Source organism: Lamprobacter modestohalophilus (assembly GCF_016583905.1).
In the GTDB taxonomy this organism is placed as follows: domain Bacteria; phylum Pseudomonadota; class Gammaproteobacteria; order Chromatiales; family Chromatiaceae; genus Lamprobacter; species Lamprobacter modestohalophilus.
Genome location: NZ_NRRY01000075.1, coordinates 1 through 14,758 on the forward strand (window position 1 = coordinate 1; position 14,758 = coordinate 14,758).

The 14,758-nt window shown below is 61.3% G+C and carries 14 protein-coding genes; 7 read left to right on the forward strand and 7 right to left on the reverse strand.

Annotated features, from left to right (window positions below; all coding sequences use genetic code 11):
- The 3 genes from CKO42_RS24075 to CKO42_RS24085 form a co-directional block, all read right to left on the reverse strand.
- Positions 1-1,226: hypothetical protein (locus tag CKO42_RS24075; RefSeq protein WP_200250618.1), on the reverse strand; the 1,226-nt coding region annotated here is incomplete at its 3' end.
- Between the two features lie 531 nt (positions 1,227-1,757).
- The gene (locus CKO42_RS24080) at positions 1,758-2,945 is read right to left on the reverse strand and encodes a Fic family protein (protein ID WP_200250621.1); all 1,188 of its coding nucleotides are present in this window, start codon (positions 2,943-2,945) and stop codon (positions 1,758-1,760) included.
- A gap of 188 nt (positions 2,946-3,133) precedes the next feature.
- Positions 3,134-3,295, reverse strand: coding sequence for a hypothetical protein (locus CKO42_RS24085; protein WP_200250625.1), 162 nt, complete (start codon positions 3,293-3,295; stop codon positions 3,134-3,136).
- A gap of 240 nt (positions 3,296-3,535) precedes the next feature.
- Here CKO42_RS24085 and CKO42_RS24090 point away from each other — a divergent pair, with 240 nt between their 5' ends.
- Both CKO42_RS24090 and CKO42_RS24095 read left to right on the forward strand, forming a co-directional pair.
- Entirely contained in the window at positions 3,536-3,712 is a 177-nt protein-coding gene (locus CKO42_RS24090; RefSeq protein ID WP_200250628.1) for a hypothetical protein, read from the forward strand.
- A gap of 53 nt (positions 3,713-3,765) precedes the next feature.
- Positions 3,766-4,752 carry a hypothetical protein gene (locus tag CKO42_RS24095; RefSeq protein WP_200250631.1) on the forward strand — a complete coding sequence of 329 codons (987 nt, stop codon included), beginning with the start codon at positions 3,766-3,768 and terminating at the stop codon, positions 4,750-4,752.
- A gap of 383 nt (positions 4,753-5,135) precedes the next feature.
- On the opposite strand, the gene CKO42_RS24100 is transcribed toward CKO42_RS24095, so the two are convergent.
- On the reverse strand, positions 5,136-7,943 hold the full coding sequence (locus CKO42_RS24100) for a DNA phosphorothioation-associated putative methyltransferase (RefSeq protein ID WP_242479663.1): 2,808 nt from the start codon (positions 7,941-7,943) through the stop codon (positions 5,136-5,138).
- A 139-nt stretch (positions 7,944-8,082) separates the two neighbouring features.
- Here CKO42_RS24100 and CKO42_RS24105 point away from each other — a divergent pair, with 139 nt between their 5' ends.
- Positions 8,083-8,355 (forward strand): hypothetical protein, encoded by a 273-nt coding sequence (locus CKO42_RS24105; protein WP_200250644.1) that lies wholly within the window; start codon positions 8,083-8,085, stop codon positions 8,353-8,355.
- A gap of 109 nt (positions 8,356-8,464) precedes the next feature.
- Here CKO42_RS24105 and CKO42_RS24110 read toward each other — a convergent pair whose 3' ends face one another.
- Positions 8,465-9,085, reverse strand: a complete 621-nt coding sequence (locus tag CKO42_RS24110; RefSeq protein ID WP_200250646.1) for a class I SAM-dependent methyltransferase — start codon at positions 9,083-9,085, stop codon at positions 8,465-8,467.
- A 136-nt stretch (positions 9,086-9,221) separates the two neighbouring features.
- Here CKO42_RS24110 and CKO42_RS24115 point away from each other — a divergent pair, with 136 nt between their 5' ends.
- Positions 9,222-9,749, forward strand: coding sequence for a hypothetical protein (locus tag CKO42_RS24115; RefSeq protein WP_207148817.1), 528 nt, complete (start codon positions 9,222-9,224; stop codon positions 9,747-9,749).
- An 83-nt stretch (positions 9,750-9,832) separates the two neighbouring features.
- Positions 9,833-12,085 (forward strand): DEAD/DEAH box helicase family protein, encoded by a 2,253-nt coding sequence (locus CKO42_RS24120; protein WP_242479664.1) that lies wholly within the window; start codon positions 9,833-9,835, stop codon positions 12,083-12,085.
- A 185-nt stretch (positions 12,086-12,270) separates the two neighbouring features.
- Here CKO42_RS24120 and CKO42_RS24125 read toward each other — a convergent pair whose 3' ends face one another.
- Both CKO42_RS24125 and CKO42_RS24130 read right to left on the reverse strand, forming a co-directional pair.
- A complete protein-coding gene (locus CKO42_RS24125; RefSeq protein ID WP_200250661.1) occupies positions 12,271-12,678 on the reverse strand; it encodes a DUF4007 family protein in 408 nt (135 codons plus the stop codon).
- 303 nt (positions 12,679-12,981) lie between these two features.
- Positions 12,982-13,209 carry a hypothetical protein gene (locus CKO42_RS24130; RefSeq protein ID WP_200250671.1) on the reverse strand — a complete coding sequence of 76 codons (228 nt, stop codon included), beginning with the start codon at positions 13,207-13,209 and terminating at the stop codon, positions 12,982-12,984.
- Positions 13,210-13,405: 196 nt separating this feature from the next.
- Here CKO42_RS24130 and CKO42_RS24135 point away from each other — a divergent pair, with 196 nt between their 5' ends.
- Both CKO42_RS24135 and CKO42_RS24140 read left to right on the forward strand, forming a co-directional pair.
- Positions 13,406-13,846, forward strand: a complete 441-nt coding sequence (locus CKO42_RS24135; protein ID WP_200250673.1) for a hypothetical protein — start codon at positions 13,406-13,408, stop codon at positions 13,844-13,846.
- A gap of 368 nt (positions 13,847-14,214) precedes the next feature.
- On the forward strand, positions 14,215-14,758 hold a 544-nt coding region (locus CKO42_RS24140), incomplete at its 3' end, for an SDR family NAD(P)-dependent oxidoreductase (protein WP_200250681.1).

Consider the following 14,758-nt stretch of genomic DNA (forward strand, 5'->3'; position numbering starts at 1 on the left):
CCGTTGATCGGATCACCTTGTGGGTTTGCCGTGGTCCACTCGCTCAGAAAGCTGTGCGTCGCCCAATCCGAGCAGGACATGCTCGCGATCCAACTCAAGAATCGCATCAGCGCTGCATCAAACCCTGAGACGAACTGCTCAGCCGGATAGGCTGTGCGTCTTGGCGTGGTGCGGGTGGCGAATGCGCTGAGCTCCAGCAGGTATCCTCGGTCGCGTTGCGTTTCCAGCTCCGCCTCTGTCCAGCCAGTGTGTTCCAGGACTTTGGCGCGATCCCAATAACGCTCATCGTCTTCGAGCTCAAGGGCGTGGGTTTCAAGGTCGCCAAGCTCCTCGTCCGGGCAGAACAGATGGGCCATGCCAAACAGCAGATCTTCAGCGTGGCGGTCATCGTCTAATTCCTGGATGCTTTGCTTGAGCGTTTCCTTCTCAGCCTGTGTTTGCTCTGGATCGCCGTAAAACGAGAAGTCGCTGGTGATCGCGCCAATCAGCTCATGCAAGGTGATCGAGGGGGGTCCTTGAGCGGTGCCCAGCGGCACGCTGACCATCAATCGGTCCTGACAACGTTTTCCGCTGATGGTGAGCGACATGATGCCAGCGCCGATGCTGAGCGGCAGGTCGATACAGCGATCGAAATCGAAGCTGACGGAGTAGTCGATCTGGCTCCCTGCTGTGTAGTGGACGCCCGATAGGTCCGTGTCCTGCGCCAGGGGCGCGGATCGGCCGCTGAGATGCCAATAACGGGATGCGTCCTTGATCGTAACAGGGCGGCCTGCCTGGTCGGTGGTGTCCTCCACCAGATTGAGGTAGCGGGTTGAGGTCGGCGAGTGGGGATCTTGCGCCGCGGCGATGCGCCTCAGCAGCTCATTCGGTATGCGCAGTTCCTGGGACAACGAGAGCACCAGAGACTCCACCGCAGGCTCGCTGGGGTCGGTGTCTTCGCGAGGGTCTGGCACTAGGTCGCCGGCACGCAGGGCGTCGCAGCGTGCCGCGTACTCATGCGCCCAGTTGTGCTTGTAGAGATCCATCAGCGTCGCGTTGGCCTTGAGCAGGTCGAACACCGCGGACAAGCGGACACCGGGTTGGATCGCGACGATGCGATTGAGCCAGTGCTGAGCCTCAGCGGTGATGTCATCGAGACGTTCTCGCAGCCCCTCAGGGGTTTCATGTTGGCGACGAAACAGGAGGCGACCCTCAGGAGTGAGCTCGATTTCGGAATACGCGGACATCGGGATTGCCATGGTCGGAGTGGAACGTCGCGACTGAGGATACTGGCAGCGGCCCTGGGAGGACATAGGCATATCAGATCGATGGCGTCAGGCAAGGGATGTCTGGCGCTCCAAGTCGTTTTCCGTCAGACGTCCTGTATGCATGCATGCAGTCGTCGACTCGTTTGCTCAGAAACAGCGTCCTCGAGAGACCAGAGAGATGTGCGGCCCCGGATGATTTAAGCGTTGGAGATCACAGGTCAATCCGTTCGAGATCCCTCAGATTATGTGTCAAGCGCCGGGCGCTGCAGGCCGGCCTTGAGACGACCGGGATCTGCAATCACACCTTCCGGGGTACCGGCATCACCGCCTACCTCGAGAACCCCGAGGCCAAGCTCGAGCATGCTCAGCAGATGGCGGCGCACCCCGATCCGAAGACGACGCGGCTCTATGATCGTCGCAGTGATAAGGTCTCGCTCGATGAGGTGGAGCGGATTGGGATCTGAGCGCTGGCTGTGAAGCCGCTACGCTGGCGTCATCCGATTCAAGGACTCACCGGTGACCGCCGTTCCTCCTCGGTGAGCCACCGCAGAGATCGTCAACCTCAATAGTGGCGACGGGCTTCAACGGTACGCACAGGTGGTAACGCGTTGCCTTGCGCTCGCCGGTCCGATAGAGGACGTCTAATGCGACGAGATCGGCCAGATCACGCGTGGCGGTTGCGGGCGTGGCACCGGTGATACCGCGGTAGTTTCCGGCGCTGAGCCCTCCGGTGAAGCCGTCGGTGCCGGCGGCGAACATCCGCAGCACGGCCTTTTCCTGGCGTGTATTGAGCTTGCCGCGCACGCGCCCGAGCAGTCGCGCCTTGCCGATGATGAACTCGACCTGCGCCAGGCTGCGCCGCTGCGCCTCGATCACCTTGGCCGCGAACCACAGGAGCCAGTCCGTGACATCTAGGGCGCGGCTGGCCGCCTCAAGCGCCCCGTAATACGGCTTCCGGTGTTTGAGCAAGGTGCCCGCGACGGCGGTCAGCACCGGGTCAGCCAACCCCTGAGTGATTCCCTGCGCCAGGGCCTTTTCTGCGATCGCCCGGCCGATCCTGCCGTTGCCGTCCTCGAACGGGTGAATGCTCTCGAACCATAGATGCGCGAGACCCGCACGGGTGAGCGCCGGCAAGGGCCGCGCTCCCGTCGGAGCGGTGTCCTCAAACCAGGCCAGGAAGTGCTCCATCTCCGCCGGCACCTGCGCCGAGGGCGGGGCCTCGAAATGAACCCTGGGCGCATAGACGGCTCCCGAGACGATCTGCATCGGCTCGCGATGGGTTCGGTATCGGCCGATGGCCTCCAGATCACGGCGACCGTTCATGACCATGCGGTGCCACGCATGCAGCCTGTCGTGGTCGAGCGGCTCGGCCAGGGAGCGATACAGGGAGACCATCATCTCGGCAATCCCAGCCTCTGCGGCGCCGACGCTGCGCCGGTCACCGGCGAGACCGAGTTGTCGCCGGATCGAAGACTGGACGCTGTCGCGGTCGAGCACCTCGCCCTCGATGGCCGAGGTCGCCACTGCATCGACACTCATGAGGTCCACGACGAGGGTTTCGCGGCTCGGATCGTCCAGGTGTCGAGAGGCACCGATCACCATCCCCGCCCCTTGCGCAAACAGGGTCTCGGCCCGAGTCAGCCGGTCCTGATCCCAGGTGAAATCCGGCCAATCGGGGCGCTGCCAGTTCCAGGTCATGATGGATAAGATATCGGTTTATCGCTCAAGATAACGCACTTTCACGAGCGATAAAAGCCCCTGTCTCGCTCACGCCGGGCCTGGCCTTCGCCGGTTTCCGGGACAGGCTGAACCCGTCCGGGAATGCCTTCGTCTGCAAGCAGTTGGCGACGCCCGACGGTGTTCGTCGCCCTACCCCACGCGCTTGATTATGGGCTTTCGGAAGCGCGCTGAATCTCGGGGCTCAACCATTCCAGCTCCTCCGTAGTAACCAAGTCATGGCGACGCATCATCATCAAGCAGCGCACGGCGGCGGAGCGGCGCAGGCTATCGAAGCTCTGATCCATTTCCTTGTCGCGCTCGCGGACCATGCGCGATAGCTCGGCGGACACGGGCGCAAGAACATTAGAAAATCGGCATCTGGCAGCTCGTGACAGCTTGGCTAGTTCTGGGCTAATCAGCTGCGCCGGCTGCCGCACAATGCCCCCTGGGGGCTATTCTCCAGTGATGAGCGGCACCGACGCGCGGCGCTTGAACAGTATCATCCACGCAGCGAAATCGGTGTTCACCTGCACAATCTGCTCGCGCACTACAGGTTCGGAGAGGGCAATATGGCGCACACCACAGAAGACATGAAACGCGAAGCCCGTGAGTGGATCATCGAGCACTATCTCGATCAGCTCGAGCCCGAGGAACGACTGCAGGGGCTTGATCTGGAAGACCGGCTCAAGGGGATCGATCCCGCCTTCATCGAAGCCTGGCTGGCTAAACAGCGCAAAGATCATTAACAAGTCGTCTTGAGGCGAGAAGCTTGCCGGAAATTGCGTTTCGGCGTGGGATGATGGCCGCCAACCCACACTATTTTTCCTGGGATCAGGCAAAGCAGGAGCGCTATCGCCTCGAGATGGACGACGAGGTGCGTTTCAAGATCAAGCAAGCGGTGATCAAATCACTGTTCGACCTCAGCGTGGCCAACGAGGACGATCTGGAGGACTTGCTCAGGACGTTCAATCCCCCGCAGTACCTGCTGTTAAACAGCGCCATGCTGCTTGCCCGGGGCATCGGTAAAGACCTGTTCTATCTCAACGAGCCGTTTGCGCAGCATCGCGCACTCGTTCGCTTCGAAACCCTTGGCGAGCACGACCACCATGACCACTGCTGGCAGCAGGATGCGGAGCAGGCGCAGGACTCGAGCTACGTGCCCCAGCCCTACCGAGGTGCGCTTCGCGGGACTTGGGCACGGCTACGGATCGATGGCCAGTTTTTCTACGCCTCACTGTGGATGGCCTCCTGGTATCTGCAGAGCCAGATCGACGACTGCGGCCATGACGCAATCGAGACACTGATCCCGCACCGCTATGTCCCGGGTGAGCACCACGGCAAGCGCGAAGCTGGCGGCACGCGCTACGACATGCGGGTCGACGCCGATGGCCAAGAGGCACAGCTCGATGAATTGAATCAGCGTTTTTACCGCTATCTCGTTGAACGGCAGCAGACGCTTGCCGACCGGTTTGACCAGGAGGCACAGGGGTGCCTGTACCTGTTCGAGGATCACTGGGACAGCGATCCGCACATGCAGTTTGTGTTCACGGATAAGACAGCGCTGCAGGCGGTGCGCATTCGCCAGTTCATGGCCGATTGCCGGAAGATCAGCGGCGATAGGCGCGCGCTCAGCGCCTTGGAGGAACAGGAGAAACAGGCGGTGATGGGATTCATCGAGCACCAGTTCCGTGACATCCAGGACCACTTCGACCCCACCATCGTCAGGTTTCGCAAGAAGCGGAAAGTCGTCTTGGCGGATGGTGCACTGGATGATCTACTGGATTAGCAGTCTCCTGCACGGCAGCATCCATGAAGACACCGACCCACCCGTGGGCCTTTCGCTCGCGTTTTCGCGCCAAGGCCTTTGGCTGGAAGGCCTCCAAGCTGGCCTCGCAGCGGCTCAAGGAGGCGCTCACCGAGATCAAGGCGGTTGCCCGGGTCGATCCGCTGATCGCGGCGGATGGGGCCATCCTGTTGATGGAGAAGCTTTGGCCGGCGCTGGCTCAGGTGGACACCTCCTCGGGTGCCTTGGGCAATGCGGTCAACAAGGCGGTTCATGAGCTGGTCGATCTCGTCATCGCCGCGCCGGTGGACGCTCAACGTCGCGAGCGCTGGTTGGAGCGGCTGTGGACGGCGGTTGAGGAGGACGGCGTTGCGTACCAGCCCCATTCAAGCCTCCAAGAAGGCATTCACACTCAGGCTCCGCGGCAGCAAGCGCCCGCTGGGGCCGGGCAACATGGTCACGATCTGGCGGCTGTCCTCCGGACCATAGCTGACATGAATCGGCTGATCCGCGCCATAGAAGTAGAGCCGATCAAATGGCGTATTCGCCGCCACCCACTGGGCGACCTCGCGCATATCCTCATCCTCGATGATGAAGTCCACCGCTGCCCCCAAACGCGGGCAGACCAGATTGCCGAGGCGATTACGCTCATGCGCGGCATGCTGATCGCGCTTCGGATCGATGCGCCCTGGAATCTGCCGCGCCAGCGCCGGCGAGCAAAAGCCATAGGTCAGACGGATCATCCCGAACCAGTCGATCACCGGGTCTAACACCTGCTCGGCCAGCTCCAGTAGCGCCATGTAGCTTTCAGGATGCTTAGGGCGATTGTCGAATGCGTGACCGTGACCGTTACTATCACCATCACCGTTACCGTTACCATCTCTGTTGCGCTCAGCCAGCAGACGCTCACAGGTCTCGCCACACTCGATGAGTTGCCGAAAGGTCAGGAACCGACCGCAAGCATCATCTAGCGCCGGCGTGGTCTGCATCCGGCGCAGCCGCAGCCCATCCACCGCCCAACGGTGGCGCGCCAAGAGCGCAGTCAGCTCGGTCGCTGGCGGGCCATAACCCGCAAGGCTAAACAGCCCGCGCGCATCGAGCTGCTCTAGCGCCTCGTCGAACGCGACCTGCTCGGGGTAGCCCGGATATTCCTCATTGATGAAGCGCGATTTGCGATAGAGGAACGGCGGCTCGAACAGCTCGCCGTAGCCGAACAGATCGACAGCCTGATCGCGCATCTTGATCTTCACCCGCTCCAGCATGCGCGGCAGCGCCTGGCCATCGAAGTCGTCGAAACGCATCAGGGTGAGCTTGCCGGAACCGATGTGGATCTTGATCAGATCGGCGTTATGCACATCACCATAAAGCGCCGCCGCCGCGCCGATGTAGACGCGCAACAGCGCCGGTAACTGCTCCACCAGACTGGTATGCAGCGTGAGTGAGCCGCGCGGCGTCACTCCCGCTTCAGTGTCTTGCTGACGGGCCTCGCGTTGCCCCGAATGCGCGAGCGGTGAGCCGCTAGCGCCGGCGACCGCAGGCTCAGTCGAGCCGCCCCGTTGCCCAGGCCCAGCCGCGCGTTCTTCAAGCTCGAGCCAACCCAATCCATGCTCCGCAGCCTCTCGGCAGGCGTCGGCGACGGCCTCACTGTCAGCAATCGCAAACAGCCGCGTGAACCCCGCTGAGCAGGCCGACTTGTAGTCGCCGAAAAAGGCCTTGATGTCACGCTGCAGTCCCTCTTCCAGGTGCTTGTAGGGCCGGCGACGCTCGAACTGCAGCAACGCCAGATACACCTCCAGATCAGCCACCCGCTCGGCCTCGGCGCCCTTCAGCAGGCACGCGACCTCGGCCTCGCCCAGCGTCTCGGTCTGATGCTCTTCCAAGAACCGCAACGCCTTATTGAAGGTGCCAAAGGCCTCGATCAGCACGAGCAGATCCTCGGCCCCAACCTCAACCCTCTCCGGCTTACGCCCCAGAGTTAGCCATTGCTCCCAGAGGCGCTCCAAGGGTTCTCGATGAGCGGCATACAGCTCTGCGCGTCGATCCCGTCGCACGCTGACTCGCGGTGCGCGCGCGGGTGCGGATGGATCGCGCAGGCGACTGCGTCGGCGGCGATAGCGATCGGCAAGAAATCGCTGCTCGGCATCTTTATCGCGAAAGATGTAGAGCACCCCGGGCGCGACCGGGATCGGCTCCTCATCGAGCGCATCGCTCAGGAAGTCTTTGATCTCCTGCTGTGAGTAATACTTCTGGAAGGTCTGACGCTGGGTCATCACCCCGTCGCGAAAGCGCGCGCCGCGCGGGTCGTTCTGATTCGCCAGCATCACCGAGACCACGAGCAGGCACTCGGCCAGGGACCAACCGCGGGTCAGCGCCTCGAGCCGCTCGTCGAAGTCTTCGATGACGTTGATGACGAAGCCGAGGTTGACCAGATCGGCGGTCTCGATCGGCTGATCGGGCGCGAAATAGGGGTCCCAACCCGCCGCCGTCAGTCCGTTCTCGCACAGACCACGCACATCATCGCCGCGACCGCAGCCATAATCGAAGAGCCGATAGCGGCCATCGAGAAAACCATGCCGCGCCAAGCTCTGGATCGGCGCCGAGAACCCGTAGCGAACCATGGCGGTGCGCTGACGCGCGGCCTCCCAGCCCGCATGCAAGGGTGCGCCATCGTCGGCCGCCGTCTCGACCTCAGCGGCCTCAAGATTCCCCAGCGGCAGCAACGCATGACCATCGATGCGATAGCCTTTCTCACGGACCAACGCCAACCACTGGCGCTGATAGCCGATGCGGGTGCTGTCCTCGAACAGGCCAATCGACTCTGCCTCTGCCGTCAGCGCCAGATACTCGTCGTGACGCGGATGATCGCTCGGTAGCAGCAGTTCCTTACGATGCAGGATCGGCGGGTTGAGGGAGTCGGCATAGGTGCGATAGCCGACCTCACCCGTGCTCGGCTCAAAGCGCCAGCTCTCGCGCAGCGCCGGGAAGGGGTTATCGAAGAAGTGGGGATAATGGAGCAGCGCCACCTGGCCGTCGGCATCCAAGCGCAGCACATTGAACTGCTCGCCCCGCTCCAGCCCGGCAGCCTGCTCCGCCTGTCTGACTGCCTGCTCCCAAGCCTCGCGGCGAGCATCATCGAGTGCCGCCAGCGTCTCGACGTGCAGATAGGTTCGACGGCCGATGACTTTGCCTGGCATGCCGTCACTCATGCTGTCGTCAGATGGATCAGGTTGTAGCCATGACCGCTCACAGCTGGCATCTTACAGGCGATGTAGCGTTTATGAACACTCATAAGGCGGCGCCACGGCATTGCCGAGCGCGATGGAGATCAAGATGATGACATTGACGACAAACCGCGCTTCCCGTCCGCGCGCTCAGACGCTCGCCAACGCAGCCGCGCTCGCGTTGTTGCTGCAGATCCCAGCGTTAGCCTTCGGCGACGACGACAAGAACCCGATCCCCAAGGTTGGTAGCTGCCCGGTCGGCTATCGTACCAGCGGCAACTACTGCATCCCGCTGCAGAGCACCGACAAGGAGGTCATCATCAAGCTGGAGTCTTGCCCTTCAGGTTACCGCACCAGTGGGAATTACTGCATCAAGCAGAAATAGGTGTTCGATTAGGTGTTCGATCAAGATCGATTGCGACCGAGGGATCGGAAGGATGCACGCCCCGGCGTCGATCGCCCACGCCTCGGCTGCCGCAAAGAAGGCGATGGCCTCACGTGGATAATCGAGAATCAGGTTCTTGAAGTTTTGAGAGTGCATTCAGCCAGCGCTCGCCTTCACGATCAGGGCGACGATCGGCGGTGATCCAGGTCTCGATCGCCTTCAGCGCAGGCACCCTGCAGAGCAGTTCCGCCAACCCTGCTTCGTCGAGATCGGTGAACCGCCGGCCGCCGTGATCTCGCTCGCCGCGTCCGTACTTAAACGAGACATAGAGATTCCCGCCTGGCCGCAGTGCGTGCGCCAAGCGCTGCAGCACATCCGGCAACTCTGCCAGCGGAACGTGCAACAGGCTGGCGCAAGCCCAGATACCATCGAAGCGCCCGCGCCAGTCGATTTCCTGGAAGCGCCGGATCTCCACGGGCAGCCTGCAGTGCGCCTCGGCGAGCGCAGCCAAAACCGGGGATGGCTCCATCGCCGTGACTGCATAGCCACGCTCGTGAAAGACACGTGCATCGCGCCCCGAGCCGCAGCCGGCATCAAGAATCGCTGCGCCCTCAGCCAGTTCGCGCCAGAACGGCTCATAGAGCGACGACATATCGACGTCAACGGTGGCGGCGAAGAATAACTGCGCCTCGGAGTCATAATATGCCAGGGTGGGATCTGAACGGCGCATCAGGTTGTTCAAAGCTTGCTCACTGCTGCGCTAGCCCTGAGCGCGATGCTGGGTGCTGACTGAAAGCCCTTTATACTGACAGAATCGGTGGCTCTGGTACTAGCCGCGCTTGGAGCAAGCACAAGGGGGGGTCACGATGATGAAGGGGCAAACCAATAATGATTGCAACTGGACGCAAATGCTTCGTGAGGCGGTGGCAATCGGCTCGCACGAGCGCGTTGCCGAGGTCTTCAGCCTGCTGATCTGGCAAGACGGCGAGCGGATCAGCGTCCGGGCAAAGACCTTCCTTGAGCAGTTTGCGCCGAGCTACTTCGCCGAAAAGCACTTGACGGCGGCGATGATCGAGGATCGCCTGCGCAGGGAGATGTTCAGCGCCGGTGTGCTGGCCTACCTGGACGGTCGAGGGGCAGAGATCGATCTCTCGGTCGAACGCGACATCGCGACCTGGATCAAGGCCAACGCACCGGCCATGGTCAGCGCTAACCTGAAGCTCATGGAGCAGCAGCTTGGGCCGGCCGGATTCGCGACCCATCGGGATCAGGTCAAGCTTCATCAGTTGATCAGTCTCGAGATCTACGAGGCGGTGCAGCAGCGCGCTCTGGAGAAGGTCTGGGCCGACATCGAGGCGGACCTGGTGGATGTGATGGCTGCGGCGGCGTCCTAGGCTGGCAACAATGCTGAAGCATTTTCTCGCGCACCGCTTAACAACATGCTTAAACAACCTGCCGCCAAATAACGGATGAGATGATGCCACAGGAAAGCCCCACAACCTCCGCTCACCTGTCTACCCAACCCGAAGACGACTTCATTAGCATTTTTGTTGAGCTGTTTGGGCCAGAAAAGGCACTACTCCTAGCGCCCGAGTTCGCGGTGCGGGACATCGACGGCGGCGCCCGCTTCATCGATTTCGCCCTGCGTGCTGGCGGCAAGAAAATTGCCTTCGAGATCGATGGTCCTACGCATTATCAGCCACCAGCCTTCGATCGCACCAAGTACGAAGACGACCTGCTGCGTCAGAACAGCCTGATCCATCAGGGCTGGCAGGTGTATCGCTGGACTGATCACGAACTCGATCAGCGCCGAGAACGGGTCAAGGAACAGCTCGCGCTCTTCCTGGAGCGGATGCCTGGTCTGCTCGACATGGATGATTTTCTGCCCAAACAACGCGCCTGTGCGGCTGACTTCAACCTTCGCACCCACCAAGGCGAAGCACTCGACTGGCTCGCGCTCATCCGCGCCGAAGGCACTACTATTGCCTTGCTCGGCCATGCCACGGGTTCCGGCAAGACCTTTACCGCCATCGAAGACGCCCGGCGTATCGGTGAGCCGGTGCTCTATGTCGCCCACACCAAGAACCTGATCCGCCAAACTGAGCGTGCCGTTAATGCACAGTGGCCAGAGGCCATCACAGGCATCATCCAAGGCGGACGCTTTGAGCCCAATGCGCAGCTCGTTCTGGCCACGGTGCAATCGCTCAGCAACCACTTGAACGAGATCGACCCAAGCCATTTCCGCTATTTGATCATCGACGAAGCCCACCACGCTGCCGCCGACAGCTACCAGCAAGTGCTGGCCTACTTCCGCCCGGTCTTCACCCTGGGACTGACTGCCACCCCCGAGCGCGCGGACGGCAAGTCGATTCTCGACATCTTTCGTGATACCGCCCATCGCCTGAGCCTCAAAGAGGCCATCGAGCGCGGCGAGCTGGTGCCCATCCGCTGCGTGCGCGTCAAAACCAATGTCGATCTCAGCCGTGTGCGTTTCAACGAAGTGCAGTACCACCGCCAGGACCTTGAGCAGGCCATCACCATCCCGGCGCGCGATGAGCTGATCGTGCAGACCTATCTGGAGCATGTGCGCGGACGCAAAGCCGTCACCTTCGCCGTCAATGTCCGTCATGGCGAAGCGCTGGCCGAGCGCTACCGCGCTCAAGGCGTCCCCGCACGCGCAGTTTCCGGCCAGATGCCCAACAAGGAGCGCGATGCGGTTCTTGATGCCTTCGCGCAAGGCGAATTGCACATGCTCTGCGCCTGCGATCTCCTCAACGAAGGCTGGGATTGTCCGGACATCGAGGTCTTACTGATGGCGCGGCCGACCCTGTCAAAGATCATCTACATGCAACAGCTCGGACGTGGCACACGCAAGGCACCCGGCAAGGATAGCCTCTTGGTCTTCGACTTCGTCGATAACGCTGGCCGCTACAACCAAAGCTGGAATGTTCATCGCGTCACCGGCAATCGGCGCTATCGGCCCGGTGGCTTCGCCGTCGCCCCAAAAGATCGAATCGAGGATGAAGAACGCTCCGGCCCACAGGACCCGATCATTCTCAACCTCGGACTTTGGACCGAACACTTCGAGGAAATCGATGTCTTCGACTGGCAAAGTACCGTCAAGGACATGCTTCCCGTCGCTGAGCTTGAACGCCAACTTGCGGCATCGGAAGGTTACCTTCGAAACAAGGTCTTGCAAGGCGAGCTAACACCCGACCACGACCTCAGCCTAGGCCGACGCCGCTACTTCTACTTCGCCAAGGAGCGCAAACAGGCGATTGCTGACCAGTTCGACCTGAAGCCGGTGACCGCCGCCAATATCCGCGAGCGATTCTTTGCGTTCTGCGAAGACATGGATATGAGCGCCAGTTACAAGCCTGTGCTGCTGCGCGCACTGCTGGATACCGTTGATGAGGAAGGCAAGGTCTCGCTGAATCTGCTGACGCTGGCGTTTCGGGACTTCTACCTCAGGCGACTGAATTGCGGTTTGCCAGCGGAAAAAGGGAAGCTGCGGATGGCGCGTGTGCAGGAGCTCACTGAAAGCGAAATCCAGCAGGTGATTCTCGGGATGCCGTTCAAGAAATATGCTCAGCGAGGATTTCTTGATTACGCTCGTGATTTGTCGCTGGTGCGAATTGCGCCAGCATTGTGGAAGCGTTTAGATAAGAAAAGCCGCGAACGCCTGCTGGATCTTGCCAACACATCGATCGCACAATATTTCGATAGATAACTCTTTCAATAAAAGCTCATTTCGTTGGTGTAGTAGCCATCTAGTTTCCCGCGACCGCCAGGATTCACTTCCAGTAATAAATTTACATTCAAAGGCTTGCAATTCTGAAAATGAATCGCCATCAGCCGCCAGGACTCCGCAATCGCAGTCGCCGATGCCGATGCCGATGCCGATGCCGAATCGGCTCAACGGAGTGCAGGCTCGGCACTCCCGAACGGCCATCGTCGATGACGCACTCGGCAACGTTGAACTCCAGCCCGTGGTCTGTGTCCGTCACGCGGAAAGGCAGTGTCTTTAGCCCCTTCAAGGCAATCTCCTAATCCTCGATGCAGCACGGGGTTCTCGACACTGGTGAACGCGTTCTGTACAACCTTCTGGCAGATGCTGAAATCGATCAGGCCGCAAACCCGCAGCCAATAGTGGGTGGCGTTGACCATGTTGCGCCCGACGCCGTGCCGACGTATGGCGTTCTCGGGATGCTCTAACAGGGCGGGGCTGTCACCAAGCGCGAGTAGGCTCTTGGGTAGCCAGCCGAACGGCAGCGGGAAGGTCTCGTGGCGTCCGAAGGTGCTCTTCTCGGGGTTGAGCTTCATCGGATGGAATCCATCGCTCGCGGCAGCGTTGCCGCACTGTAGACTTGTAGGGACGTCACTATTCCCTCCTCTCCTTCTGCCCGAATCACGAGAACACACCTCGTGATGTCATGATCTGTTCAGTATTGGCGGCATGCGTATCCGCTGTCCGGTGCTGAACGAGATCGATGAGTCTAAATGCTGCAGGTCCACGCGGCCATCAAATATTATCGTGGGGACAGTGACCATCCTATCTCCCGCGACCGCTCCCCGTACCACACCCGAGCGTGTCGATTACGACTCGCCCTCGACGGCCTAGCCAGATCAGACGGCTACCTCAATATCCTGATCCTCGATCACCACCGATCCGCACAGGCTGATCTGGTCGACCTGCCTGAGAACATCATTACGGTCTTCGATATGGATCGGTGCGATGCCATGATTACCTGGTCGCACTACTTCCCTGATCGGCGCCCTCCTCGCTTGCTCAAGCACATCCAGGACCCTGACCTCTGGCGCTTCGAACTGCCCGGCACGCGAGATCACCGCCACAGTCGCCTCCTATCCGTTCTCGCTCATCGAATGGGGCCGGCTCATGCGCGAGTCGCCCGAGCCGGCTGGCCAATCCATCGACAAGGAGGGCTCATCATGAGCTTTCGTTTCTGGCGTCGCGTCCAGCGCACTGCGAGGCGGTTACACTTGCTGGCATCGCATCTCACGAACGCAACCAATGACCATGGAGGTCGACATGCACGTCCTCGACACCGCCCTGAAGATCGCCACTGAGGCCCATGCCGGCCAAGCTGACAAAGCCGGTCGCCCTTACATCCTGCATCCGCTGCGGGTGATGGCCGCGATGGACACCGACGACGAGCGCGCTGTCGCGGTGCTACACGATGTCATCGAAGACACCGACTACGACGTCGACGGCCTGATCGACGCCGGCATTCCAGCACCGCTCGCTGAGGCGGTAGCCTGCCTGAGCAAACGCGACGGCGAGGATTACCCGGCCTTCATCGCGCGGGTGCTCGAGAACCCGCTCGCAGCACGGGTCAAGCGCGCGGATGTGGCGGACAATATCGATGTGCTGCGCCTTCAGAGCCTGCGCGACAAGGATCTGGTGCGCGTGGCCAGATACCACCGCGCCTGGCATCAGCTGAATGCGGCATTGGAGGCGCTACCCGGCTGAGGTCAATGTTGGCCTGAGCCCCATGCGGGCGGATGGACCCGATCAACTCGACGGCCTCGGCGGGATAACGCAGCGGGCGTATCGCAGCATCCGCGGGTTGCAAGCGGATGTGACCGGCTTCGCGAGAGAAGTGCTTGAGGGTGGCGGCGGCGCACGACTGGCGCCGGCATGAATCCCCTTGATGAGGGTCAGGTTGCGTTCGCGCGCTGCTGGTCTATACCCAAGCTAACCGCTCTGTTTCTGAGCGGGCGAGCAAACCAGAGGAGCTGAGGTTTGAGATGTCTAGCCCTATTGAGATCAGCGGCCATTAGTGGGTCCAGCACAACAGGTCATCGGTTCGGATGTCGAGTGTCCAGGAGACATAGTGTATGCAGACAGGTTACGCAATGATCGTCGGCGCTGGTTCCGGTACCGGCGCCGCCGTTGCCAAACGTCTGGCCGCCGAAGGCTGGCCGGTGGTGCTGACCCGGCGCAACGCAGAGGCGCTTGATGCCCTCGCCGCGGAGATCGAGGCGGCGGGAGGTCGGGCGCTGGCCGTCGCGGCCGATGCCGGCGATGAGGCTGAGGTCAGCGCCCTGTTCGAGACCGCGGCAGAGCACTTCGGCACACCGGAGTTGGTCGTGTTCGCGACGGCCGGGTTCGCGATGGGACATCTGGTCGAGACCGAGCCCAGCCGGCTCTATGAGCTGTGGCAGGGCAGCACGCTGGCAGGCTTCCTGATTGCGCGTGAGGCCGCCAAACGCATGCTGCCGGTCGGCTCTGGATCATTGCTGTTCATCGGTGCGACCGCCTCGGTCAAACAGAGCGCTGGCTTTTCCGCCTTTGCTGCGGCCAAGCATGGCCTGAGAGCACTGGCAGGCAGTCTGGCACGCGAGGTTGGCCCGCAAGGGATTCATGTCGCACACCTGATCA